21 protein-coding genes are annotated in these 23,434 nt (G+C 31.1%); 16 read left to right on the plus strand and 5 right to left on the minus strand.

The annotated features are described in order from the left end of the window. The first annotated feature begins 236 nt into the window (after positions 1–236). Genes HN894_14570 through HN894_14580 form a run of 3 tightly spaced genes read left to right on the plus strand, consistent with a single transcriptional unit; the run spans position 237 to position 1,473 of the window. Positions 237–572, plus strand: a complete 336-nt coding sequence (locus HN894_14570) for a hypothetical protein (protein MBT7144546.1) — start codon at positions 237–239, stop codon at positions 570–572. 47 nt (positions 573–619) lie between these two features. Continuing rightward, on the plus strand, positions 620–1,078 hold the full coding sequence (locus tag HN894_14575) for a DUF134 domain-containing protein (protein MBT7144547.1): 459 nt from the start codon (positions 620–622) through the stop codon (positions 1,076–1,078). A 23-nt stretch (positions 1,079–1,101) separates the two neighbouring features. After that, on the plus strand, positions 1,102–1,473 hold the full coding sequence (locus HN894_14580) for an iron-molybdenum cofactor biosynthesis protein (protein ID MBT7144548.1): 372 nt from the start codon (positions 1,102–1,104) through the stop codon (positions 1,471–1,473). A gap of 18 nt (positions 1,474–1,491) precedes the next feature. Here the strand turns inward: HN894_14580 and HN894_14585 are convergent, their stop codons facing one another. Further along, positions 1,492–2,334: an SUMF1/EgtB/PvdO family nonheme iron enzyme gene (locus HN894_14585; protein MBT7144549.1), complete on the minus strand. Its 843-nt coding sequence runs from the start codon at positions 2,332–2,334 to the stop codon at positions 1,492–1,494. A 275-nt stretch (positions 2,335–2,609) separates the two neighbouring features. Between HN894_14585 and HN894_14590 the strand changes: the two genes are divergently transcribed. Both HN894_14590 and HN894_14595 read left to right on the plus strand, forming a co-directional pair. Next, positions 2,610–3,578: a methionyl-tRNA formyltransferase gene (locus HN894_14590; protein MBT7144550.1), complete on the plus strand. Its 969-nt coding sequence runs from the start codon at positions 2,610–2,612 to the stop codon at positions 3,576–3,578. A 924-nt stretch (positions 3,579–4,502) separates the two neighbouring features. Beyond that, a complete protein-coding gene (locus HN894_14595) occupies positions 4,503–4,925 on the plus strand; it encodes a helix-turn-helix transcriptional regulator (GenBank protein MBT7144551.1) in 423 nt (140 codons plus the stop codon). Positions 4,926–5,015: 90 nt separating this feature from the next. On the opposite strand, the gene HN894_14600 is transcribed toward HN894_14595, so the two are convergent. Continuing rightward, the gene (locus HN894_14600; protein ID MBT7144552.1) at positions 5,016–6,299 is read right to left on the minus strand and encodes a tetratricopeptide repeat protein; all 1,284 of its coding nucleotides are present in this window, start codon (positions 6,297–6,299) and stop codon (positions 5,016–5,018) included. Positions 6,300–6,361: 62 nt separating this feature from the next. Beyond that, positions 6,362–8,926 carry a DNA gyrase subunit A gene (gene gyrA / locus HN894_14605; protein MBT7144553.1) on the minus strand — a complete coding sequence of 855 codons (2,565 nt, stop codon included), beginning with the start codon at positions 8,924–8,926 and terminating at the stop codon, positions 6,362–6,364. 726 nt (positions 8,927–9,652) lie between these two features. Here gyrA and HN894_14610 point away from each other — a divergent pair. From HN894_14610 to HN894_14630, 5 genes are all read left to right on the plus strand, one after another. Further along, complete coding sequence (locus tag HN894_14610; protein MBT7144554.1) at positions 9,653–12,136, plus strand: ATP-dependent Clp protease ATP-binding subunit; 2,484 nt, start codon at positions 9,653–9,655, stop codon at positions 12,134–12,136. A gap of 96 nt (positions 12,137–12,232) precedes the next feature. After that, a complete protein-coding gene (locus HN894_14615) occupies positions 12,233–12,583 on the plus strand; it encodes a DUF3795 domain-containing protein (GenBank protein ID MBT7144555.1) in 351 nt (116 codons plus the stop codon). A gap of 172 nt (positions 12,584–12,755) precedes the next feature. Further along, a complete protein-coding gene (locus HN894_14620) occupies positions 12,756–13,067 on the plus strand; it encodes a hypothetical protein (GenBank protein MBT7144556.1) in 312 nt (103 codons plus the stop codon). Between the two features lie 289 nt (positions 13,068–13,356). Next, positions 13,357–13,638: a hypothetical protein gene (locus tag HN894_14625; GenBank protein MBT7144557.1), complete on the plus strand. Its 282-nt coding sequence runs from the start codon at positions 13,357–13,359 to the stop codon at positions 13,636–13,638. A gap of 473 nt (positions 13,639–14,111) precedes the next feature. Further along, on the plus strand, positions 14,112–16,505 hold the full coding sequence (locus HN894_14630; GenBank protein MBT7144558.1) for a T9SS type A sorting domain-containing protein: 2,394 nt from the start codon (positions 14,112–14,114) through the stop codon (positions 16,503–16,505). 89 nt (positions 16,506–16,594) lie between these two features. Here HN894_14630 and mdh read toward each other — a convergent pair whose 3' ends face one another. Continuing rightward, positions 16,595–17,533 carry a malate dehydrogenase gene (gene mdh, locus HN894_14635; protein MBT7144559.1) on the minus strand — a complete coding sequence of 313 codons (939 nt, stop codon included), beginning with the start codon at positions 17,531–17,533 and terminating at the stop codon, positions 16,595–16,597. A 377-nt stretch (positions 17,534–17,910) separates the two neighbouring features. On the opposite strand from mdh, the gene HN894_14640 reads away from it, so the two are divergent. From HN894_14640 to HN894_14665, 6 genes are all read left to right on the plus strand, one after another. After that, positions 17,911–18,318 carry a hypothetical protein gene (locus tag HN894_14640; protein MBT7144560.1) on the plus strand — a complete coding sequence of 136 codons (408 nt, stop codon included), beginning with the start codon at positions 17,911–17,913 and terminating at the stop codon, positions 18,316–18,318. 234 nt (positions 18,319–18,552) lie between these two features. Continuing rightward, a complete protein-coding gene (locus HN894_14645; protein ID MBT7144561.1) occupies positions 18,553–20,889 on the plus strand; it encodes a hypothetical protein in 2,337 nt (778 codons plus the stop codon). An 8-nt stretch (positions 20,890–20,897) separates the two neighbouring features. Then, the gene (locus HN894_14650) at positions 20,898–21,173 is read left to right on the plus strand and encodes an ATP-dependent Clp protease adaptor ClpS (GenBank protein ID MBT7144562.1); all 276 of its coding nucleotides are present in this window, start codon (positions 20,898–20,900) and stop codon (positions 21,171–21,173) included. A 1-nt stretch (position 21,174) separates the two neighbouring features. Then, a complete protein-coding gene (locus HN894_14655) occupies positions 21,175–21,645 on the plus strand; it encodes a hypothetical protein (protein MBT7144563.1) in 471 nt (156 codons plus the stop codon). A gap of 1 nt (position 21,646) precedes the next feature. Then, positions 21,647–22,624, plus strand: coding sequence for a flotillin-like protein FloA (gene floA, locus HN894_14660; GenBank protein MBT7144564.1), 978 nt, complete (start codon positions 21,647–21,649; stop codon positions 22,622–22,624). Between the two features lie 168 nt (positions 22,625–22,792). Continuing rightward, complete coding sequence (locus HN894_14665; protein MBT7144565.1) at positions 22,793–23,227, plus strand: hypothetical protein; 435 nt, start codon at positions 22,793–22,795, stop codon at positions 23,225–23,227. 71 nt (positions 23,228–23,298) lie between these two features. On the opposite strand, the gene HN894_14670 is transcribed toward HN894_14665, so the two are convergent. Next, the coding region (locus HN894_14670; protein MBT7144566.1) for an IS1595 family transposase at positions 23,299–23,434 on the minus strand (136 nt) is incomplete at its 5' end.

Genomic DNA, 23,434 nt, shown 5'->3' on the forward strand with positions numbered 1-23,434 from the left:
ATAGCTATGCCATGGCAGATGGTATCTTTAATTATCTGTTTGATAATAAATATGGGCTAATTTATAAAACTAAACCCAAAATCCCTGATAGCCAGCTATCTATAATTTGGGAGGAAAATTGAGGAAACTTCAGTAAAATATACTTTGTAAATCATTTAAACTATTTTACTATAATGAAAAAAATCAAAAAATATTTTGATAATGAACATATGTTCATTATCTTTGCGAAAAAAATTATGAAAAAAGTTGTTATACCACTAAAAGATAAAATATTAAGTCCACATTTTGGAGTATGTGATTCATTTGCTTTTTACAAAATTTCTGAAAATAGAATTGAAGATTTTTATGAAGAAAATAGTCCGAAACATGAGCCGGACAAAATACCTTATTGGATTGTTTCACAAGATGTTACAGATGTGATAGTTTCTGGAATAGGTCAAAAAGCTATTGATATTTTGAACAAAGAAAATATAAATATTTTTGCAGGGATAAATTATTATGAACCAGAAATTATTATTCAAAAATTTATTGATAATGATTTAAAAACTTCAATGAATCCTTGCGATCATTAAATTTTCGAAACATTATTCTAGCGTAGAATTAATAAGAACAATAAATAATGCCACGACCGAAAAAATATAGAACTATTGGACTACCGCCGCAAATTATTGGCTTCAAGCCTTTTGGCTCTGTAACAAAATCCTTTGATGTTATTTTTATACTATTTGAAGAATACGAAGCATTAAAATTGGCAGATTATGTAAACCTCAACCACGACGAAGCTGCAACAAAAATGAATGTCTCAAGGCCAACTTTTAGTAGAATTTATGAAAATGCCAGAAAAAAAGTAGCTAAAGCTTTTGTAGAAGCAAAAAATATTGCAATCAAAGGTGGAAATGTCAAATTTGAGAAAGAATGGCTAAAATGTGGAAATTGCAATATTATTGTCGAAAAAAACTCAGAATATTTGAATTGCAATAATTGCAGTTCAGAAAATCTGCAGAACATCACAGAAGATTTAAACTTAAATATAAATCATAAAAATAATGTTAATTGCAACTGCCCTTGTTGCATTTAATTATAAATAATTCAAAATTATAAATGATGAAAATAGCAGTACCTTCAAACGACCAAAAAAGTGTAAATCAGCATTTTGGAAGGTCAAAAGGATTTTTAATTATCACAGTTCAAGAATCTGAAATCACCGACATTGAGTATCGCGAGAATACTTTTACCGGACATGCAACAAATAATCACAATCATTCGCCTAATCATAGTCATAGTGGCATTATGAACGCATTGTCAGATTGTACAGTAATAATTGCCGGAGGGATGGGTCAGCGTTTGTACGAAGAATTTCAGAGCACTGGAAAAGAGGTTTTTGTTACAAAGCATAAAGTTGCAAGTCAAGCAATTGCAGCATATATTAACAATAGTCTGGACAACAACAAGAACCAATGTTGTCAGCATTGATTTTAAAAAAATATTGGATTATTTTTTAATAATTTCCATAAAATAGCGAAAACCTATTCTATAGTCTGAACCTTCGAATTCTTCAAATTCGTCTTGTGCATCAATTCTAACGTCGAATCCGGTAGAATAAAAACAGCCACCTTTGGTTCTTCCTTTTTCATCGAGCATTTCGGCAACATTACCACTCATATTAAAAAGTCCGAAAGAGTTCGATCCGAATGATCTGACTGGATATGCAAGATCTACTAATTCGTTTTTATTTGAAGAAAATTTCTTTTGAATAATAAGATATTCTCCTGTTGTGAAGTCTCTATGGATAACTTCGTCGCCAATTACAAAATAATTACACATTAGTTCGCCCGAAGAGTTTCGCAAAGAATATGTACCCCAAGGGAAAATAGCTTTTTTATTGTTTCCTCGTGCAGCAATTACCCACTCGTTTTGGGTAGGTAAACGAAATCTTACTTGTTTGAATTTTCTTTTTTCAGCTGAATTATATTTTTCAGTAAGCCAATTACAAAATAGTTTTGCTCCTGATTGAGAAATATTTACAATCGGATATTGCATGAAAAATTGGTGAGAGTGATAGTTTTTTACATAAGGAGCATACTCTTCGCTAAAATTTAACCAATTTGAAGAATCAACTTTTGCGATACCATATTCATCGTATAGTTTTTGTTTCTTTAAATCATTCAAAAATATTGAGTATAATTCATTGGTTGTTTCAAACTTTGAAGCATACAGCTTATTTGAAATTTTAACCAAGGGCTTCTCAAATTTTTTTAAAGGAAAAACACTCTGAATTTGATAATCAGAATTTATAAACATAAAAAATGTTAATACTAAAATTAAATTTTTCAAAAAAGCATTATTTAATATCCTCATATTCAGCACATTAAAAACATTACATTTGAACTATTACAAATTTCCTCAAAAAAAATAAAATTACATTTTATTAATTTGATTTCCAAACTATAACTATAATAATTGTTTTGAAACAAAATTTTAGAGAATTTAACATATATGTAAAGCAATGAAAAGCATGAATTAATAGATTGTTAAAAAAATATTGCTTAGTTTGCATTTTCATTGAATAGAGCTGAAAATAAAGAAATTAGAATTTTAACATAGTAAATATGAACAATACAAAATCATTCAGGATTGTTTTTATGGGAACACCTGACTTTGCTGTCGAATCATTAAAAAGTTTGATTGATTTCGGTTTCAACATTGTAGGAGTTGTGTCGAATGTTGACAAACCATCCGGAAGAGGTCAAAAAACTCGTAGATCGGCAGTGTCAGAATTTGCAATTGCCAATGAATTAAAGCTTTTTCAGCCACCAAATTTAAAAGATGAACAATTTATAAAACAATTATCAAATTTAGAGGCAGATTTGTTTGTGGTTATTGCCTTCAGGATGCTACCTGCCGTAGTTTGGAAGATTCCAAAATCGGGGACAATTAATCTTCACGCCTCTCTCCTACCTAATTATCGTGGCGCTGCTCCAATTAATTGGGCAATTATTAATGGCGAAAAAGAAACCGGAATTACTACTTTTTTTATAAATGAAGAAATCGACAAAGGAAGCATCATTTTTCAAGAAAAAATTACAATCGAACCGGCAGATAATGCCGGAACATTGCACGATAAACTTATGATTTCTGGTGCTGAGCTGATACGAAAAACTGTTGATAGTATTTACGAAAATTCAAACCCAAATATTCATCAATCGAAACTTACTGATGGTAATAAAACCTTGAAAGCAGCACCAAAAATTTTCAAAGAAGACTGCAAAATAAATTGGGAAGCAGATATTTATTTAATTCAAAATTTTATTCGTGGTTTGTGTCCTTTTCCTGCGGCTTGGACTGAGGTCATTGACCAAAACAAGCTAATATTCTCTCTAAAGATTTTTGTTTCTGAAATGATTGTAGAAAAACATGAATATATGAATAAAACTACTATTTCTGATGGTAAAAAATATTTAAAAATTGCCGTAAATAGAGGTTTTATTTCTATAATTGAATTACAAATTGCAGGAAAAAAGAGGATGAAAATCGAGGATTTTCTGAGAGGATTTAAAAAAGAAATTAAAATATTATAAACTCAACTTTCTGAGCACTTGTAACATTTTGATAATCAGCTATATTAATTTTTGATACATTTAACAATAAGAGAGTTGCGAATTCCATTTTTCATCTATACTCAGAACAACTGACCCAAATCTAATTTCGTAATTTCAATTAGTCAATGGATTTTTCTAATAAGTTTGAACAAACTACAGAAGCCATAAAATCAGATATAGAACATTTGTGAAAAATTGGTAGATTCAATATATTTTTCAAATTTTAATTACTTCCATATAAAGCAGAAATTCCCTCAAATAAAATTCATGCTAAGATAAGTTATAGAATTTCTATAATAGAAATACATTTTTCCTTTCAAGGCAAATTACATTTGTAAGATATTTACAAACATAAACCAACATCTGTAAACTATAATTAAATTCACTTATGTAAATTTTGAGAAGGTTACAATTGTAAACTAAGCAATAATTTACATATCTGAATTTTGAAATAAATCTTATAATATACAACCAACCAGACATTAAAATATTATCATTTAAATAAATATATTAATGAATGTTGAACTTATGTAATAAACAGCTTTAAATGTGTAAATAATGAACAATAATATTAATATAATCTATTTATATTCAGCATTATAAATATAATAAGTTAAATTAAATGTTTAATTCGGCTAATATTATACAAAAAATTGCCTCATAAACATATGTAATAATTATACATTTTAATTTATATATTTATAATTCAACAAAATAGCTTACCTAATAAGTTTTATAATTACATAAACTAATGAAATTTTCCTATGCCCTACTCAGCTATATTTTTTAATTAGGATAATTATTGATTATTTGCGAATTACATATGTAAACTTAAAAGTATTTAATATTAGTTACATTTGTAAGCAAAACATATGTTACATTTGTAAGCAAAAATTTTATGCTATGAAAAGCAGAATTGAAAGGTTTATTAGAGAAAATAACATTACTTCGGCAAAGTTAGCCGACTCAATAAATGTAAATAGGGCAAGTATTTCTCATATCCTATCGGGGAGAAATTTGCCCAGTTTCGATTTTATATCAAAATTTCTTAAACGCTATAATGAAATTGATGCTAATTGGCTAATGATAGGCAAAGGTGAAATGTACAAAAACCAAATCTCGAATACAATTCCATTTAGAAACATTGACGAACTTGATAAATCTGTAGAGGCTAAGCAAAAGTTGAATTTGACTAAGCCCACTCCTATTGTTGAAAATGAGTTAATTAGCAATGAAACTATCGATACTAAAAAGCAAACTAAAGTTGAAAAAGTTTTGATTTTCTATTCTGATAATAGAATTGAGGAGTTTAACTCTTTAAGCTGATTACACGTTTTTGAGCATTACATCAAGCAAAAAAAAGGGGAAATAAGCATAAATGCCCATTTCCCCTCAATTTGTTTGGCTTGCTTTTGATTATTTCAAAGCCTCTAATTTAGCCTTCATTTCTTTAGATTTTTCATACATACTCAATCGGGCATATACTTCAACTAAACTTACGATTGTATTATAATCTTCCGAGTCTATTTCGTGAGCTTTTTCGAAATATGGTTGTGATTTTGCAAAAAATGCTTTTGCATCAGCTTTTGCTTTATCATATTTTTTCTGTTGGTCTGGCGGAATATCATTCAAAGTATTGAAAAGATTCACAGCATCATTGTAATAAATAGCACCAAGATTGTAATGTGAACTTAAATCATTAGGATTGATTTCAATTGCGTTTGAATATGACATTATTGCACTATCGACATACCCCTTCTTTTCGTAAGTAGCTCCCAAACTGTAAAGATAACTTGAATTGTTTGGTGTTCTTGCAATGGCAATTTTTAGGTAATTCAAAGCATCATCGGTTTTTTTAGCATCAATAAAGTAATTAATAAGCTCTACCACAAGATGTTCGCTTGCATCCGGATAAGTTTCTATTCCTTTGTTCAAATACTCCAGATACTTTGCAGTGTCGCCAAGGTTTTTATAATTATTTGCATATGATTTATATATATTTGCTTTATCAAAGTCTGCTTTCCCGTATTCCAATTTTATTGACTGTGCAAAATACTCATTCGATGTTTCATAGTCTTTAACTTTTTGTGCAGCGAGAGCAGTATAATAGAATATTGTTGTATCCATTTTACCAGTTGCTGAAGATAAAAATAGTGATGTTTCGAAAGATTTAACTGCTTTATCATTTTCTTTTGGGTCTGCACTTTGAAATTCAGCTACTCCTTTGTTTACATACGAATTAGCGAGATTTGGGAAACGATTCATAAATATATCTGCAAATATTTGTGGATTGTCATATTTGGTTTTTCTGTTGTTTAGAAGCATACCGAATGCCTTCATATCGGTTTCGTTATTTACGATATCTAATGTATGCCATTTTGGATCTTTAAAATTCAAAACCATAGCTTTAATGTAAGAATCAAAAGCAAAATCTAATGGATTCTCTGATAGACTACAGAATTTTTCATTTTTCTTGTACATACAGCTATCGCTAATTGCTTGATAAACATTTCCGCAATACCACCAGGTTTTAGCTTTATTAATAGTTTTTGGGTGCACAATTGCTTTGTCAATTGCTTCCTTTGCTTTTTCCACTTGACCATACTTTAAGTAGTTGTATGCACTTACTACCTTTGGATTTTGTGCAGAAACAATACTTGTTGTTAAAGCAATAATCATAAATAATACGAGCTTTTTCATAAAAAACATTTTAATAATTAGAAATAAGTTTTTTGATTTATTTTTAGTTTGACTTATTAAAGTTATTCATCGCTTGATTCGGAAGTGAGATTTTCGTTTTCTAAAGATGAGCTATCAATGTTACTTTCAGTAGATGCATCTTCAGATAATGAAATGTCGCTATCAACTTCCTGATTTTCAACAATTGTATTTTCAACTACAGCAACAGCAGCAATAGAATCGCCTTCTCGTAAATTTATGAGTTTCACTCCTTGCGTTGCTCTACCCATAACTCTCAGATTGTCAATAGAAAGCCGAATAGTTATTCCCGATTTATTTATGATCATCAGGTCGTTTTTATCGGAGACACCTTTTATTGCAATCAGATTTCCGGTTTTTTCTGTAACATTAATAGTTTTTACTCCTTTTCCACCTCTATTTGTGATTCTATAATCACTTATTTTCGAGCGTTTTCCGAAGCCATTTTCTGAAACTACCAAAACACCTTGATCTGCATCGATATCGGCACAAACCATTCCAATTACTTCATCTGTTTCGCCTGCAAGTGTTATTCCTTTTACTCCTTGTGAATTTCTACCAATTGCTCTCACTATACTTTCGTTGAAGCGAATTGCCCTTCCGGATTTTATTGCCAACATTATTTCTTGATTCGAATTGGTAAGTTTGGCTTCAATCAATCGGTCGTTGTCTTTAATGTTTATTGCAATAATTCCGTTTTGACGTGGACGGGAATATGCTTCAAGTGTGGTCTTTTTAATTACTCCTTTTTTGGTACAAAGAACAATATTGTTGTTGTTGATATATTCTGTGTCGTTAAGATTTTTTACATTAATAAATGTCCTGACTGTGTCGTCGCTGCTAATATTTAAAATATTCTGAATAGCTCGCCCTTTAGAGGTTTTAGTACCTTCCGGAATTTCGTAAACCTTAAGCCAAAAACATTTTCCGCTATCAGTAAAAAACAGAATTGTGTTATGATTTGTGGCAATAAACATATTTTCCAAAAAGTCTTCGCCACGAGTATTACTTGCTTTTGCTCCAACTCCACCTCGGTTTTGTGTTCTGAATTCTGATAATAATGTACGTTTTATGTATCCCATATGAGAAATTGTAACAACCATTTCGTCATCAGAATAATAGTCCTCAGGATTAATATCCTCAGATGCATAAATTATTTCAGTCCTTCTTTTGTCATTATATTTTTCCTTAATTTCAAGAAGTTCTGTTTTGATAATGTTCATTTGTATAGACTCATCTGCCAAAATTTCTTTCAATCCGGCAATCAATTTCATTATCTCATCGTATTCTTGTTTAATTTTATCTCTTTCTAAACCTGTGAGTTTTTGTAGTCTCAAATCAAGAATGGCACGAGCCTGAGCTTCTGTCAATTCAAAATTGTTCATCAAGCCAATTCGTGCTTCTTCAGGTGTTTTCGATGAGCGAATCAAATTAATTACAGCATCAAGATTATCAAGAGCAATAAGAAGTCCTTCGAGAATATGTGCCTTTTTTTCGGCAGCATCTAATTCAAATTGAGTTCTTCGTACAATTACTTCGTGCCTATGATTTACAAAATGTGTAATTATTTCTTTCAGATTCAGTAATTTAGGTCTTCCGTTAACTAAGGCTATATTGTTTACACTGAAAGATGTTTGAAGTTGAGTATATTTGAAAAGTTTTGCTAAAACAACGTTTGAAATAGCATCTTTTTTCAAATCAATAATGATTCTCATTCCTTTTCTATCCGATTCATCGTTTGCATATGAGATACCATCAATTTTTTTCTCATTGACTAATTCGCCAATTTTTTTAATTAATTCAGCCTTGTTGACCAGATATGGAATTTCAGTTACAACTATTCTCTCTCTCCCCAACTTTGTTATTTCAATTTCTGTTTTCGATCGTAGAACAATTCTTCCTCGTCCGGTGTGATATGCGTCTATAACACCTTGATAACCATAAATAGTACCACCTGTTGGAAAATCGGGAGCTACAATTTTTTCAATCAAGCTATCTATATCTATATCTCTGTTATCAATATATGTAACAATAGCATCTATAGCATTTCCAATATTATGTGGTGGAAGATTTGTTGCCATTCCTACTGCAATTCCTGATGCACCATTTATTAAAAGTGTTGGAACTTTTGTAGGCAAAACAGTTGGCTCTTCCATCGAATCATCGAAATTTAGTCGAAAATCAACTGTGTTTTTATCAAGATCGACTAATGTATCTTCAGCAATTTTTTGTAGTCGGGCTTCTGTATATCTCATTGCAGCCGGACTATCGTTGTCTATTGAACCAAAATTTCCTTGCCCGTCAACCAATGGATATCTCAACGACCATGTTTGAGCCATACGAACCATTGCTTCATATACGGATGAATCGCCGTGTGGGTGATATTTTCCAAGAACCTCTCCAACTATTCTGGCTGATTTTTTATAAGGTTTATTCGCATATAAACTCAATTCGTTCATCCCAAACAAAACTCTTCTATGAACAGGTTTCATCCCATCTCGTACATCAGGCAATGCACGCGAAACTATAACAGACATTGAATAATCAATGTATGCTGTTTTCATTTCTTCCTCAATGTTTATCCTGACTATTCGTTCCTCTTCTTGCATAGTTTAACAATTATATAATTTTATGTAAATTGCTATGATTCATACTTTTACAAAACAACATTATTTCAATTTACTAAAATGCAAAAGTAATTAAATATCAGTAAGAATTACTTGTATTTTTACATTTTTTTTTACGATGCTTTTTAGTATTTCTATTTCGTAATTTCCGTTTGCAGAATTTCTTATTTTTTAATAGATAAAACTATATTTTGCTTTTAATCATATATTAGGGCTAAATCTTTTTTTGAGGTGCTGGAGAGAAATGTTTTGGTGATAGCTATCTGTACGCTAAAATGCAAAATTGCATTATCATAGGCAGTTCTTCGAAAACCTTAGGAAACAAACTCTTCAAAAGTTTCATGAAAATAGCCTTTTTTGCCATCTAAAGGTAAATTGAATTTGTAAAAGGCTAAAAGTCCGATTTGCATTTTTACATGTTATTACGTACTGAATATTAACAATTTAGATTAATTTTATTTTCTTTCTCTTGATAAAAAGAAACAAAAATCAAGACAAAAGTAAATGATAGGACAATAAACTGAACATGATATTTCATAATTATAGGATGAAAGTTATTTTCCAGCACCTCAAAAAAAGATTTAGCCAATTTTTAACTAAAAATCTAACTACTGAAAAAAACTTGTATTTTTGCACAGAATATTTAATATGAAATAGAGTTTCATAGTAAATTTATAATGAAAGTAAGGTATTATTAATTATATTTATATGGATGCAAAATTCTCACCTAAGGTTAAAAAAATTTTAGGATTTAGCAAGGAGGAGGCAATTAGGTTAGGAACCGATTTTATTGGCACAGAGCATCTTTTTCTGGGTATTCTAAGAGAAGGAAAAGGACTTGCAATTGAAATAATGGAATATTTAGGTACTGACATTAAGAAAGTTAGAAGAGAAATAGAAAAAAATATCAGGAGGAAGGATGTTGTAATTAGCGAAAATAGAGATAATATTCCTTTGAAAAAATCAGCCGAGAGAGTATTGAAAATAGTTTATTTAGAAGCAAGAAGATTGAATCAGTCAGAAATCAATTCGGCACACATATTATTAGCAATTATTAGAAACGAAAACGAAATGGTAACAGAAATATTAAGCAAAAACAAATTGAATTACGATGCTGTGAAAGATTTTATGTCTAATCCTCAGGCTTCGTCGAATATTGAAGACGACAGCCCAGAGAGAAAAGACAAAGAGGGAAGCGACGATTCTAAAAAACAAAAATCACAAAACAAAGCAGAAACTCCGGTCTTAGACAATTTTGGAATAGATATTACACAGGCCGCCATCGAAAACAGATTAGATCCTATAGTAGGCAGAGATATTGAAATTGAACGTTTAGCTCAGATTTTATGTCGAAGAAAAAAGAATAATCCTGTTTTGATAGGCGAACCGGGAGTTGGAAAATCGGCGATAGCCGAAGGATTAGCAATTCGAATTATTAAGAAAAAAGTTTCAAGAATTTTGTTCGGGAAACGTGTGATTACATTAGATTTGGCATCGATAGTAGCAGGGACAAAATATCGCGGACAATTCGAAGAACGTATGAAAGCCATCTTAAATGAATTGTCTAAAACTTCGAATATTATTTTATTCATTGACGAAATTCACACAATAGTTGGAGCCGGTGGTGCTTCGGGTTCCCTTGATGCTGCAAATATGTTAAAACCAGCTCTGGCTCGTGGCGAAATTCAATGTATTGGAGCAACAACTTTAAATGAATACAGGCAATATATTGAGAAAGACGGAGCACTCGAAAGACGTTTCCAGAAAATAATTGTTGAACCTACCTCAAGAGACGAATCTATTGAAATTCTTCAAAATATTAAAGATAGATACGAAGATCATCACAATGTAATTTATACTGACGAGGCGCTAAAAGCCTGCGTTGACCTTACAATGAGATATGTGAGCGACCGTCATTTGCCCGATAAGGCAATTGATGCTTTAGACGAAGCCGGATCAAGGGTTCATATCACAAACGTAAATGTTCCAAAAAAACTTGAAGAATTAGAAAAACACATCGAGCAAGTTAAAATAGACAAAATTGCAGCAGTGAAAAAGCAAAATTTTGAGTTGGCTGCGAGTTTCCGCGATCAAGAAAAAGACAGCATTGCTGAACTTGACAGAGAAAAGGAAAATTGGAAAGAGGAATTGTCTAAAAATAAAGAGACCGTCGATGAAGAAAAAATTGCAGAAGTTATAGCAATGATGACTGGTGTTCCGGTTCAGAGAATTGCACAGGCCGAAGGTTCGCGACTTTTGAAAATGGATGATGAAATAAAATCAGAAGTAATTGGACAAAACGAAGCTATTAGTAAAATTACAAAAGCCATTCAGAGAAATCGTGCCGGATTGAAAGACCCAAATAAGCCTATTGGCACTTTCGTTTTTTTAGGACCAACCGGTGTAGGAAAAACCCATCTTGCCAAAATATTGTCGCAATATTTATTCGATTCTAAAGATTCTCTTATCAGAATTGATATGAGCGAATATATGGAAAAATTCTCGGTTTCACGTTTGGTTGGGGCTCCTCCGGGCTATATAGGATACGAAGAAGGAGGACAATTGACTGAGAAAATTCGTCGAAAACCATATTCAATTGTTTTGTTAGACGAAATTGAAAAAGCTCATCCCGATGTATTTCATCTCTTACTTCAAGTTCTCGACGAAGGTCAACTTACTGATAGCTTGGGTCGTAAAGTCGATTTCAAAAATACAATTATTATAATGACTTCAAATATTGGTTCACGAGAATTGAAAGATTTTGGACGAGGTGTTGGATATGCCTTCAAAACTGACGAACCTGATGATGTGCATGCGAAGAGTGTTATTCAAAAAGCATTGAAAAAAGCCTTTGCTCCTGAATTTCTAAATAGAATTGATGATGTAATTATTTTTAATTCGCTCGAAAGAAAACATATTCATCAAATTATTGATATTGAATTGAAGGGATTATTTGATAGAATAGAAATGCTGGGCTACAAAATGAAAATTTCGCCTGCTGCAAAAGATTTCCTTTCTGAAAAAGGTTATGATAGCAAATTTGGTGCTCGTCCGCTGAAAAGGGCAATACAAAAGCATATTGAAGATCCAATGGCTGAAATTATTATTCAGGCTCAATTGAAAGAAGGCGCAGCAATATCAGTTGGTTTCAGCAAAAAGAAAGAAGAACTTAAAATAAGAATTGTGAAATAAAACCTTATAAATTTGAAATTTGAGATGAGAGTTTAGCTCAGAATCTTTTTCACAGTTTCTATTCCTAAAATGTTTTTGATAACCAAAAAATAAAGTATGGAAAAGCAAATCGAAGTAAATGAAAAACTCGTTGCATACTGCGGGCTTTATTGTGCTGAATGCAAAAAACATAAAAAAGGTAGTTGCCCGGGCTGTCATGACAATGAAAAAGCATCCTGGTGTAAAGTCAGAAAATGTTGCATAGAAAACAACTATGAAAGTTGCGCAGACTGTAAACTTATGCCCATTGAAGAATGTAAATATTACAACAATTTTATGTCGAAAGTATTTGGGTATATTTTTAATTCTGATAGAAAAGCTTGCATCAACAGAATTAAAGAAATTGGACATGAAGGATTTGCAAATGAAATGACAGAGAAAAAACAAATGAGCATTAAACGTAAGTAAATGATTTTATTAGAAAACGCCATAGATTTCCTGATTTTTCATACTTAACAAAGCTTTATTAATTCAGCTATGGCAAAATTGTTTACAAGTATTTTAGACCTGACAACGGTCAGGAATTTCTCAAAAAGATTAGCACTAATTTTAAAGATAAATAAAACCCAAATTGAAAAAAATGAAACAATTATTTTTCGTAGCAATATTGCTAAGTATGCTTTGTATTTCTTGTTTTAAAGATTGTAAAAAAAATAATGAAGGCTCAGTTTTAATAAACAATGCAACAAAAGATTCGCTCCAAATAAGCATCAACAACGATACTCTGAATTATATTTTTATGGGCGGCTATAAAGATAAAACCGTTGATTTATTAGAAGGAACCCATGATATTAAAGTTAATCAAAAAAGCGGAATTGTTGGCAATCCTAATTTTTGGCATTTCATTATAGATTTAAACGAGTGCCAAACAAAAACCATTACTGTCGATTAAGATGTTGAAAACCAATCAGATAAACAATATTTAGTCTATTCAATATTAATTCTCAGTATAAAATAGATGAAACTCTCAGAAAACATTAAAAAATTATTAGATAAAATTGCAGAGATTTCAGGCTATATTTGGGAAAGATCATGGGCATAAAAAAATGCAGGAAACAATTTTCAACATCCCGGAGAGCAAACTTATTGATAATAAAAACTTTAATAAAATATATCCTTTTCTTGCAAACAATAATTTTTTAATTTCTGCTGCTAATTCCAGAATGTGAGATAGTACCAAATTGCCAAGAGAAAATATTTGTTTGTTGCAAATCGATGAATTTGGAAAAAGCTACAAAAGCTACAAACTATCTGATAATCAAGGCAACATCTCTCCTGCTTCTGAATTACCGACTCACTTGTCTATTCATAATATGCTTGCAAAGACTAACTCCAAAGAGAAAGTTGTAATACATGCTCATCCCAACGAGTTAATTGCGCTTACACAATCTGCTGATTTTCACGATGAAAAAAAATTAAATAATATCTTTTTAAATATTCATCCTGAGCAAACTATTTTGTAAAAAACGGTTTTGGTTTTGTTCCATATATGAGACCCGGAAGCGAAAAATTGGCTGAAAAAATAGCTAATCAATTATATTTTCACGATCTTGTATTCTAGGAAAAACATGCTTGTATTTCTGTTGGAGAAAATTTGGATGATTCCTTCGATCTTATTGATATAACAGCAAAGTTAGCGAAAATATTTCTTTTATATAGAAATTCCGAAATTGATAAAAAACTCTGAGTATAGTTTAAAAAAGTTGTAAATTTACTTTGGTCTCGGCTTAGAATTTTATCGTTACTTTTGTACAGTTAATTGCTTCGCAATGAAAAAATGTGCTTGATTCAAGCAGTCCAATTTAGAGCCACTTTATACAAAAAACTACAAAACTAAAATAGAATTAGTTACATAAATTTTTAAAATATTAATAATTGTTTCAATAATCAAATAGTATTAATATATTTGTAGAAATAATAAATTAAATTAAGAAGTATGAAAAGGTTTTTATTTTTTTCACTGATAGGTTTCTTTGCAATTGTATTGAACCAAAATGTACATTCCAATGTTTTGTGGACTAACGATTTCTCAAACAGTTCAGATTGGATAATTTCAAACGAAACAAACGACAATCAGAATTGGGTAATTACAAACAACAGCGCTGTTCCGAATATTACTCTTCCCTTCTATTCATCAACATATTCAAATGGTTTTGCTTTGTTCGATTCCGATGGTGTTGGATCCAATGGAGGTACTCAAGATGCAAGTATTACTATTTCCAATTCTATTGATTTCTCTGGCTATACGAATATAGTCTTATCTTGCGAACAAATTTTCAGAAGATATCAAGGTTTTGAAAGTACATATATAGGCATTAGTACAGACGGTATTAATTGGTCATACATTGAAGTAAACACAAATGTTGGAAATGGAGCCATTTCTAATGCAAATCTAAACATTAATATTTCGCAATATGCAGAAAATGAGCCTTCTGTTTGGATAAGATTCAGATATGTCGGTGTATGGGATTATGCTTGGGCAGTTGATGATATTTCAATAGATGCCTCAGTTTTAAGTCAATTAGTTTCGGTTAATCCTAACAGTGCCAGTCAAGGCGAATCATTAACTGTTTCCTTAAGCGGACAAAATACACACTTCCTGCAAGGAACCCAAACTGTATGGTTCAATCAGGGTAGCTCAACCATTTATGGAACAACTATTAATCCTACAAGCGAAACTTTATTAGATTTTGAAGTATCTATTCCTGTAGCAGCACCACTTGGTCTCTGGGATGTTAATTTCGAAAATTTAGCAGATGGATTTCTAACTAAACCAAATTCTTTCACAATTTACGAAACTATTTTTGCACCAAGCTGGAGCTACACTTTAACTTCAAGCAATCATACTGTATTAGTTCCAGGTTCATCTGCAATTACAATTGATGGAATTCAAATTGATATTGGGGATTACATTGGCGTGTTTTTCGATTCTCTCGGAACTTTAGCTTGCGCCGGATACATTGAATACACCGGTGCAAACGAAGCACTTTCTGCATGGGGTGTCGATATTGGAAACGATGGTTTTGTTGGTGGCGAAGAATTTACCTGGATTTTATGGGATGCCTCTTCAAATTCTGAGCATATAGCAACAGCAACTTACGACATGTCCGGTTCATTTCCAAATTCAAATACCTTTGTTATTAATGGTATGAGTGGAATCCAATCCTTAATTGCTTTAACTGTTGAAACTCAAGCTATTAATTTGACATTAGGTTGGAATATTTTTTCAACTTATATAAACCCATTCACACCTCTTATAAATGATGTTTTTGCAAATATTGTCTCTGAAACTGAAATTGTAAAAAGTGAGATTGGAGAAGTTTATTGGCCGGCATGGGGTATCAATAATATTGGATATATGGTAATCGGTAAAGGATATCAAGCAAAAATGATAAATTCTGCACAACTTAATATAGATGGAATTGCAGCCGTACCCGAAACTACAGGAATAACCATAAACACAGGATGGGGAATTATTGGATATTTGCGTCAATCCTCTGCCTCAATTGTCGATATGTTGAGCACAATAGTATCTGATGTTGAAATAGTAAAAAATGAAATTGGCGGTGTATATTGGCCGGTTTGGAATGTAAACGGAATTGGAAATATGGTCCCCGGAAAAGGTTACCAAATAAAAATGAACAACTCGGCAACTTTATTTTATCCATCAAATACAGCAAATGTTGCGAAAGCAAATTTTAGCAAACCATTACTCCAAGAATATAATAGTTTTCTCTATAGTGGAGAAAATATGACACTTGGAATTCCTCTTTCAGCTTGGGAAATCAGACCAGAAAATGGCGATGAAATTGGGGTATTTAACCAAAACGAAGAACTAATTGGAGCTTCAGTTTTCGATGGACAAAATATGGCAATTGCAATTTGGGGAGACGATTTTTCAACTAAAGAAATTTCTGAAAATATTTCTGAAAACCAAGAATTTACAATTAAAATTTGGAATAAAATTAACACTACAGAAAATAGAATAAATATAAATTCATGGCTCGAAGGAAACAATCTTTACTCAAAAGATGCGATAAGCATAGTTTCTAAACTTTCGTTTGAAAACAAAACAACTTTATTACAAAATACTCCTAATCCGTTTTCAGATTTTACAGAAATCCCATTTTATATTTCTGAAAAAACTAATGTGAAATTGTGTGTGTACAATTTGTTTGGTGAAATGATTTATGAACTAGCCAATACTGAATTTTCAGCAGGCAATCATTCAATCAAATTCAATTCTAACAATTTAAGTTCCGGCACCTATATATATAGCTTGTCTGCCAATGAAGCAAATCAATCGAAATATTTTACAATTGCAAAATAATTAGAAATCCTATTTATAAAAAAAAGCCTCAATCGAAAAACAGATTGGGGCTTTTTTTTGTTACAGATTTTTTTTTCTGTAATATAATATTAAAACAATTCCATGCCATCAAGAATTTTCATTACACCCTTTACAGAATTTGAAGAATCGGTCAATAGTTTCTTTTCATCATTATTAAGCTGAATTTCAATAATTTCCTCAATTCCGTTTGCACCAAGTTTGACAGGAACTCCAAGAAAAACATCTGATAAATTGTATTCACCATTAAGTTTTGCACAACAAGGGAAAATTCTTTTTTGGTCGTCAACAATTGCTTCAACCATTTGAGCAGCCGCTGCCCCGGGAGCATACCATGCTGAAGTTCCCATAAGGTTTACAAGTTCACCACCACCTTTTTTGGTTCTATCAACAATTTTGTTGATTTCGTCTTCTCCCATCAATTCACAAATTGGAATTCCATTCACAGAAGTATATCTTGGCAATGGAACCATAGTATCGCCATGTCCACCCATAAGCAATGCATGAACATCTTTTGGAGAAACACATAGTGCTTCAGCTATAAACGCTCTGTATCGTCCTGTATCAAGAATTCCTGCCATTCCAAAAACTTTGCTTGACGATTTGTTTGCTGCTTGATATGCTGCATAAGTCATTACATCTAACGGATTTGATACAACAATGATGATTGCATCAGGAGAATATTTTACAACTTTTTCGGTTACGTCTTTAACAATATTAGCGTTGGTTTTTATCAAATCGTCTCTCGACATTCCCGGTTTTCTCGGCACACCTGAAGTTATTACTACAACTCCTGATCCTTTAGTTTTTAAATAATCATTAGTGCTCCCAACTACACGAGAGTTAAAATTGTTTATCGATGAAGTTTGCCAAATATCTAAGGCTTTTCCTTCCGCTACTCCTTCTTTTATGTCAACTAAAACAACTTCGTGAGCTAATTCTTTATGTGCTATTACATTAGCGCATGTTGCTCCAACATTTCCGGCACCAATAACTGTAATTTTTTTCATAACAAATATTTAATAATTAATTTATTTTTATTGAATGCGAAAGTAATAATTATTTTTCGGATTGTGTGCTTTGCACTATACAAATTGGAACAAATCTTTTTTTATAGCAGCCTATTTCATGAGAGAAATATGTCATAACTTACAAACTTGCTCCTATTTTGAAGCATGTTCATTGCTAAATAGGAAATTGGCAATTATTTAAAATTGGACATCAAATTAAGATTAAACCAAAATAATTTATAGTTTTTGTTTGTGAAACAAAATATTTTTTAATTTTGTGCTTTATCTAATTAAGAATATTTTATTTTTTATTATTGAATATTAATGAGTTACAGGGGTGCTGAAAACTGATTTAGAGTAAGCAAAAAAAAAATAGTATGAAAAAAATTGGCATTTTATTAAGCTTGATACTAAGCATTTCATTTTTTGTTTCCTGCGGCGGTGGGAATACAAATTCTTCTAACGAAAACGGTGAAAGTGATAGTTTTGATAGCACCTATGTTTCTGAAACTTTGGCACAAGACATTGTTGGAATTTGGAGCTTCGGAAGAAAAGGCGCTTGGATTGAAATAAAAGGGGGAGGAATTTTTAATATAGGTAAAGGTAATCAAACGCTTGAAAAGGACAAAAAATATGAACTTTCAAACACCGGCGAATTTGTTATTAATACAGAAAAAGGAGTTAAAAAATTTCGTGCAAAAATTGAAGATGGTATTCTAAAATTACGACAAGAAGGAAAAACAAAGGATATGAAGTGTAAACCATTAAAAGAAATTCCTAAATAAAATTTGGATTCTGAAAAAAGATATTGATTTTCGTTTAAAAAGCCTGATAGACAACCTATTGGGCTTTTTTTTTACATAAAAAACAAAAGCTAATACTTGATGTTAATTATAAAATAATTAATCCTTATAAGAATACTTTGATAAAATTAAGTTTTTCACAAATTAATATTTAATCTTCACATTTGCAGGAATTTAAAAAAATATTGTATATTTGTGTGAAAATAGTTCGGACAAATGAAAAACAGAAAACAATATATAGTTATTTTTACTTTCATTGTTAGTCTAATGCTTTTTCCAAATTTAAACTGTTTTTCTCAAAAAATTGACTTTTTAAACTTAGATAACTACAAAGTTGCTTTAAAGTTTTTCAATAAAAAACAATACCATGAAGCAGTTGAAACATTTTCCCACTTGCTATCTTTGGAGCCCAATGACGCTTTGTTAAATTATTATTATGGAGTTTGTTTGGTTGAAACTAACAAACATATCAATTTGTCGCAGGAATATTTGAAAATTGCCATCACTGGAATTGTGCCGGCAAATGCTTATTTTTATCTTGCCAGATCGTATCATCTTACATATCAGTTTGATAAAGCGAAAGTATATTATGAAAAATTCTTGCAAAAAGCTAAAAGAAAAGATGCAGCTAATTTTGAAACAATCAGGCAAATAGAAATGTGCCAAAATGGTATGGAAATTACTAAATCCGTGAAAAAACTTAAAACAATAAAAAATGTTTCCATCAAAAATGACGATTTTTTCAGAGCTTACCGAATAAATTTTAGTGGAAAATTTACACCAAAACCAAAAGAGTTTTTTAGTATAAATGAAAAATTGAGGATTAAAAGCAATCAACAATATCAAAATGAAATAATTTTTTATTCTGAAAAATCCGATATTATATATTATTCATCATGGTTCAATAGAAGCGGTTTAGATATAGTTGTTAAGCAAAAGCTCAAAAAAAATAAATGGACACAAACTCAAAAACTTAGCGAAATAATAAACACAAAATATGACGATGCTTTTCCATTTTTACACACCGATGGAAAAACTTTATATTTCTCGTCGAAAGGCCATAACAGTATGGGAGGCTATGACATATTCAAAACAACTTTTGATAGTGTAGAAAACACATGGTCAGAACCAACGAATTTAAACTTTCCGATAAATACTCCGCACGACGACTTTCTTTTTGTTTTAAACAATGAAAAAAATACAGCAACATTTGCATCGAACAGAATGACCGACAAAACCAGAATTTCTGTTTTTACAATATCATTAAATGAAAATAGTGAAAAATTACGGGTAAATGGGAAAAGTCTAATTGCAATTTCAGAAATGCAATTCATCGATAACACAACTGAAAAAATATTGACTAACACAAATTATACTACAACTGATAACAGCATAGAAATTAATGCTGTTTTAGATAGTTTGAAAATTATGATTATAAAATTCAATTATTATCACGATTTTTATAAAACAAAAGAATATGAATTGAAAGGAGAAATAGAAAATCAGAGTAATCTTCATAAAAAAAGTAATGAGCAATTTAAGCATTCAAAAACTGAAAATGAAAAATCGCAAACCGAAAAATTAGTCTCCACACTAAAAACATTGACAAATAATTGCAATATATTATCTCGCAAAATCCGTAATGAAATTATTGAACTTAAGGAAATTGAAAATGCCTTTATCAAAAAGAATTCAAATAAAGACATTTTGAAATTTGTAGAAAATCCAGCCAAGTTGCTGCTGCATCTAAATAGTCAAAACAACGACTTGAAATATGATTATCGAAATTTTGTTAAACAATTGAATTTTCTATCAGATTTACAAAAACCAATAGTTAAATTCGATACTGTTGAACTTGATACTTCTATGTATTTCGTAAATTTCGATAGTGAAGGAAACTTAGTTCCAAGTAGTCGTACAAAACTTGAAACAAACTTAGAATGTTTTTTTGTTGTTCAAATGGGAGTTTATATTAAAGACATAAAAAAGGAAGTGCTTCAAAACATTAAGCCCGTAATAGTTGAAACATTGCCAAATGGGCAAAAACGATATTCAACAGGAGTTTTTAGCGATTTCGAAACTGCTGAAAAAAAACGCAACGAAATTGCAAATTTAGGAACACAAGATGCCTATATAAAAGCCATTTTGCATGGAAAGAAAACAACTATAGAAAATGCAAATATTTTTCTAAATAAGAATGAAATTGATACATTTGCAAAATATAATGGTACTATTGAAAATATTAATGATAACCAAGTAATTAATAAAAATAAAATTGTATTTAGAATACAAATAGGAGTTTATAAAGAGACATTCGATATTGAAAATTACAGACTAAAATTTGAAAAAGAAAAAAAATACCAACTTAGCTACTTCAAAACAAACCAAAAGACATATGTATTTTTAAAAAACCAGTTTCAAAATTTCAATGATGCAACAACTTTTAAGAATGAAGCCAGAAATAATGGAATAAAAGATGCGTTCATAGTTGCATTTCAAGGCGATAAAAAAATATCGATTGATGAAGCTAAGAGACTGATAACTAATAAGTAAGAAGAAGAATGAATACAAAAGAGAAAATAGCAGAAAAGAAATCAAACAAAAGCTTGGATTCCGAACATAAATTTTTAATATTGTATAATGATGAAATTAATGAATATAATTATGTTGTAGATTCTCTTATTCAAATTTGCAAACATGATTCAGTTCAAGCAGAACAATGCACATATTTAGCCCATATTAAAGGGAAATGCGATGTAAAAAAAGATATTTACTCAAAACTAAAACCAATGCGAGAAGCTTTATCGGATCGCGGATTAATAACAAAAATTGAATAATATGACAATTCTTGGGATAGTTTTATTAATTGTATTAGGGATTCTATTATTAATTTTAGAATTTCTTGTTGTTCCGGGGCTTACATTTGCCGGAATCGGTGGAGCACTATTGGTTGCAGGAGGAATTTATTTCTCATACGATATATTCGGAACTCAAATTGGACACTATATTCTAATAGGTACATCAATATTTATAATTGTAATAATTTACCTTTCATTAAAAACAAAAACCTGGAAAAAACTAATGCTTAATGCCAAAATTGAAAGTCAGGTAAATACAAAAAATGAAACAATGTTTAAAGTTGGAGATTTCGGCAAATCAATTACCCGTCTTGCTCCGATAGGACATGTTTTAATAAATGATACTTCAACGGAAGCCAGCTCAACAGGGCAGTTCATCGACGAAAATACTGATATCGAAATAGTAAAAATAGAAAAATCTAAAATTATTGTAAAACCAAAAACAAATTAATATGGATGGAATGATTTTTTATATTGTAATAATAGTAGCAGCCCTCATTGGCTTATGGATAATTTTATACTTTATTCCGGTTGGCTTATGGTTTTCTGCACTTGTTTCAGGAGTTAGAATATCTTTGTTACAATTAGTTTTAATGCGATGGAGGAAAGTCCCGCCATCAGTCATTGTGACGGCATTGATTGAAGGAACAAAAGCCGGACTAATACTACATAGAAACGATCTGGAAGCACACTTTCTTGCTGGCGGTAGAGTACCGCAAGTTGTTCATGCCCTTGTGTCGGCACAAAAAGCTAACATAGAACTTGATTTCAAAATGGCTACGGCGATTGACTTAGCAGGTAGAGATGTTTTTGAAGCAGTTCAAATGTCTGTAAATCCAAAAGTAATTGACACTCCAAATGTTACAGCAGTAGCAAAAGATGGTATTCAGCTAATCTCAAAAGCAAGAGTTACTGTTCGTGCCAGCATTAAGCAACTTGTTGGTGGTGCAGGCGAAGAAACTGTTTTAGCAAGAGTTGGAGAAGGAATTGTTTCCTCCATAGGTTCTTCCAACAGCCATAAGCAAGTTTTAGAAAATCCTGATTCTATTTCGAAACTTGTGTTAGCTAAAGGATTAGATGCCGGTACTGCATTTGAGATTTTATCAATTGATATTGCTGATATTGATATAGGAAAAAATATTGGTGCTGTCCTTCAAATGGATCAGGCAAATGCTGACAAGAATATTGCTCAGGCTAAAGCTGAGGAACGTAGAGCTATGGCAGTAGCTGAAGAACAAGAAAACGTAGCATTGGCACAAAAAATGAAAGCAAAAGTTATAGAGGCTGAAGCAGAAGTTCCTCTTGCTATGGCAGAAGCATTCCGTAGCGGTAATCTTGGAATAATGGATTATCTGAAAATGAAAAATATTGAAGCAGATACTACAATGAGAGATAGTATCTCGAAACCACCACAGGACAAAACAAAATAGTCCTATTTGAAGAAAAATGATACCGGATTTTGAATTGCAATAGATTCAATTTTCCGGTATTTTTTTTTGAAATAAACTCATTTTTATTGAGTATTTTCAAATTAATACAATTTTTGTTCAAAGAAATTTGTTATAAAATAATTTAGAAATAGTTAAACTTTAAATGAAATGAAAAAAATCGCTTATATAATTTTGAGTATAATCTTACTCTCCACTATTTCCTGCGACGAAGAGTTGTTAAATCCTAATAGTAACGATCCACGAGAAAATATTGAGGGTGATTGGCATTGTGTTGAAGATAGCCCAACCTACGGACAAACTCAATATAGTGTTTATATTTCATTAGATATAGATAGCTCGAAAGTTCTAATCGACAATTTTTATCAAATAGATAATGATATATCTGCTCTCGTAGTTTTCGACGATCCAAATTTGACAATAGAACAGCAAACACTTCCTGGAGGTTTTGTAATTTCTGGGCAAGGCAGTGTTTCCGACAATTATAAAACTATAGAATTGAGTTATACAGTAGAAGAAATTCCAGTGAAAAGTTCAGAAAATACTTTAATTGAAACTGTTACAGCGGTTTATACTAAAAAATGATTTTATTTTGCGCTCAGGGCTGTTCAATGCTATATTTATTTTAATGACTATCAGCTTTTTCGCCCAAATGACTATTCAAATTCAATACACGCTATCAACAACCTGTCAAATAGTTTGTCTCCAAAGTAGCGTCGATTATACTTATAACAGAATTCGTCTAAATAATTTTGAAGATAATCTTTACCTATGCTATGATGAAGTCCTTGA

The organism is Bacteroidota bacterium, assembly GCA_018692315.1.
Lineage (GTDB): Bacteria > Bacteroidota > Bacteroidia > Bacteroidales > JABHKC01 > JABHKC01.

What these genes read in the sequence shown, in the direction of transcription:
- HN894_14615 (MBT7144555.1), top strand. Translation starts at nt 12,233, where the DNA reads ATGGAAAAGCAAATCGAAGTAAATGAAAAACTCGTTGCATACTGCGGG.
- HN894_14575 (MBT7144547.1), top strand. Translation starts at nt 620, where the DNA reads ATGCCACGACCGAAAAAATATAGAACTATTGGACTACCGCCGCAAATT.
- HN894_14580 (MBT7144548.1), top strand. Translation starts at nt 1,102, where the DNA reads ATGATGAAAATAGCAGTACCTTCAAACGACCAAAAAAGTGTAAATCAG.
- HN894_14630 (MBT7144558.1), top strand. Translation starts at nt 14,112, where the DNA reads ATGAAAAGGTTTTTATTTTTTTCACTGATAGGTTTCTTTGCAATTGTA.
- HN894_14620 (MBT7144556.1), top strand. Translation starts at nt 12,756, where the DNA reads ATGAAACAATTATTTTTCGTAGCAATATTGCTAAGTATGCTTTGTATT.
- floA (MBT7144564.1), top strand. Translation starts at nt 21,647, where the DNA reads ATGGATGGAATGATTTTTTATATTGTAATAATAGTAGCAGCCCTCATT.
- HN894_14655 (MBT7144563.1), top strand. Translation starts at nt 21,175, where the DNA reads ATGACAATTCTTGGGATAGTTTTATTAATTGTATTAGGGATTCTATTA.
- HN894_14610 (MBT7144554.1), top strand. Translation starts at nt 9,653, where the DNA reads ATGGATGCAAAATTCTCACCTAAGGTTAAAAAAATTTTAGGATTTAGC.
- HN894_14590 (MBT7144550.1), top strand. Translation starts at nt 2,610, where the DNA reads ATGAACAATACAAAATCATTCAGGATTGTTTTTATGGGAACACCTGAC.
- HN894_14640 (MBT7144560.1), top strand. Translation starts at nt 17,911, where the DNA reads ATGAAAAAAATTGGCATTTTATTAAGCTTGATACTAAGCATTTCATTT.
- HN894_14650 (MBT7144562.1), top strand. Translation starts at nt 20,898, where the DNA reads ATGAATACAAAAGAGAAAATAGCAGAAAAGAAATCAAACAAAAGCTTG.
- mdh (MBT7144559.1), bottom strand. Translation starts at nt 17,533, where the DNA reads ATGAAAAAAATTACAGTTATTGGTGCCGGAAATGTTGGAGCAACATGC.
- HN894_14595 (MBT7144551.1), top strand. Translation starts at nt 4,503, where the DNA reads ATGAAAAGCAGAATTGAAAGGTTTATTAGAGAAAATAACATTACTTCG.
- HN894_14570 (MBT7144546.1), top strand. Translation starts at nt 237, where the DNA reads ATGAAAAAAGTTGTTATACCACTAAAAGATAAAATATTAAGTCCACAT.
- HN894_14600 (MBT7144552.1), bottom strand. Translation starts at nt 6,299, where the DNA reads ATGAAAAAGCTCGTATTATTTATGATTATTGCTTTAACAACAAGTATT.
- gyrA (MBT7144553.1), bottom strand. Translation starts at nt 8,926, where the DNA reads ATGCAAGAAGAGGAACGAATAGTCAGGATAAACATTGAGGAAGAAATG.
- HN894_14645 (MBT7144561.1), top strand. Translation starts at nt 18,553, where the DNA reads ATGAAAAACAGAAAACAATATATAGTTATTTTTACTTTCATTGTTAGT.
- HN894_14665 (MBT7144565.1), top strand. Translation starts at nt 22,793, where the DNA reads ATGAAAAAAATCGCTTATATAATTTTGAGTATAATCTTACTCTCCACT.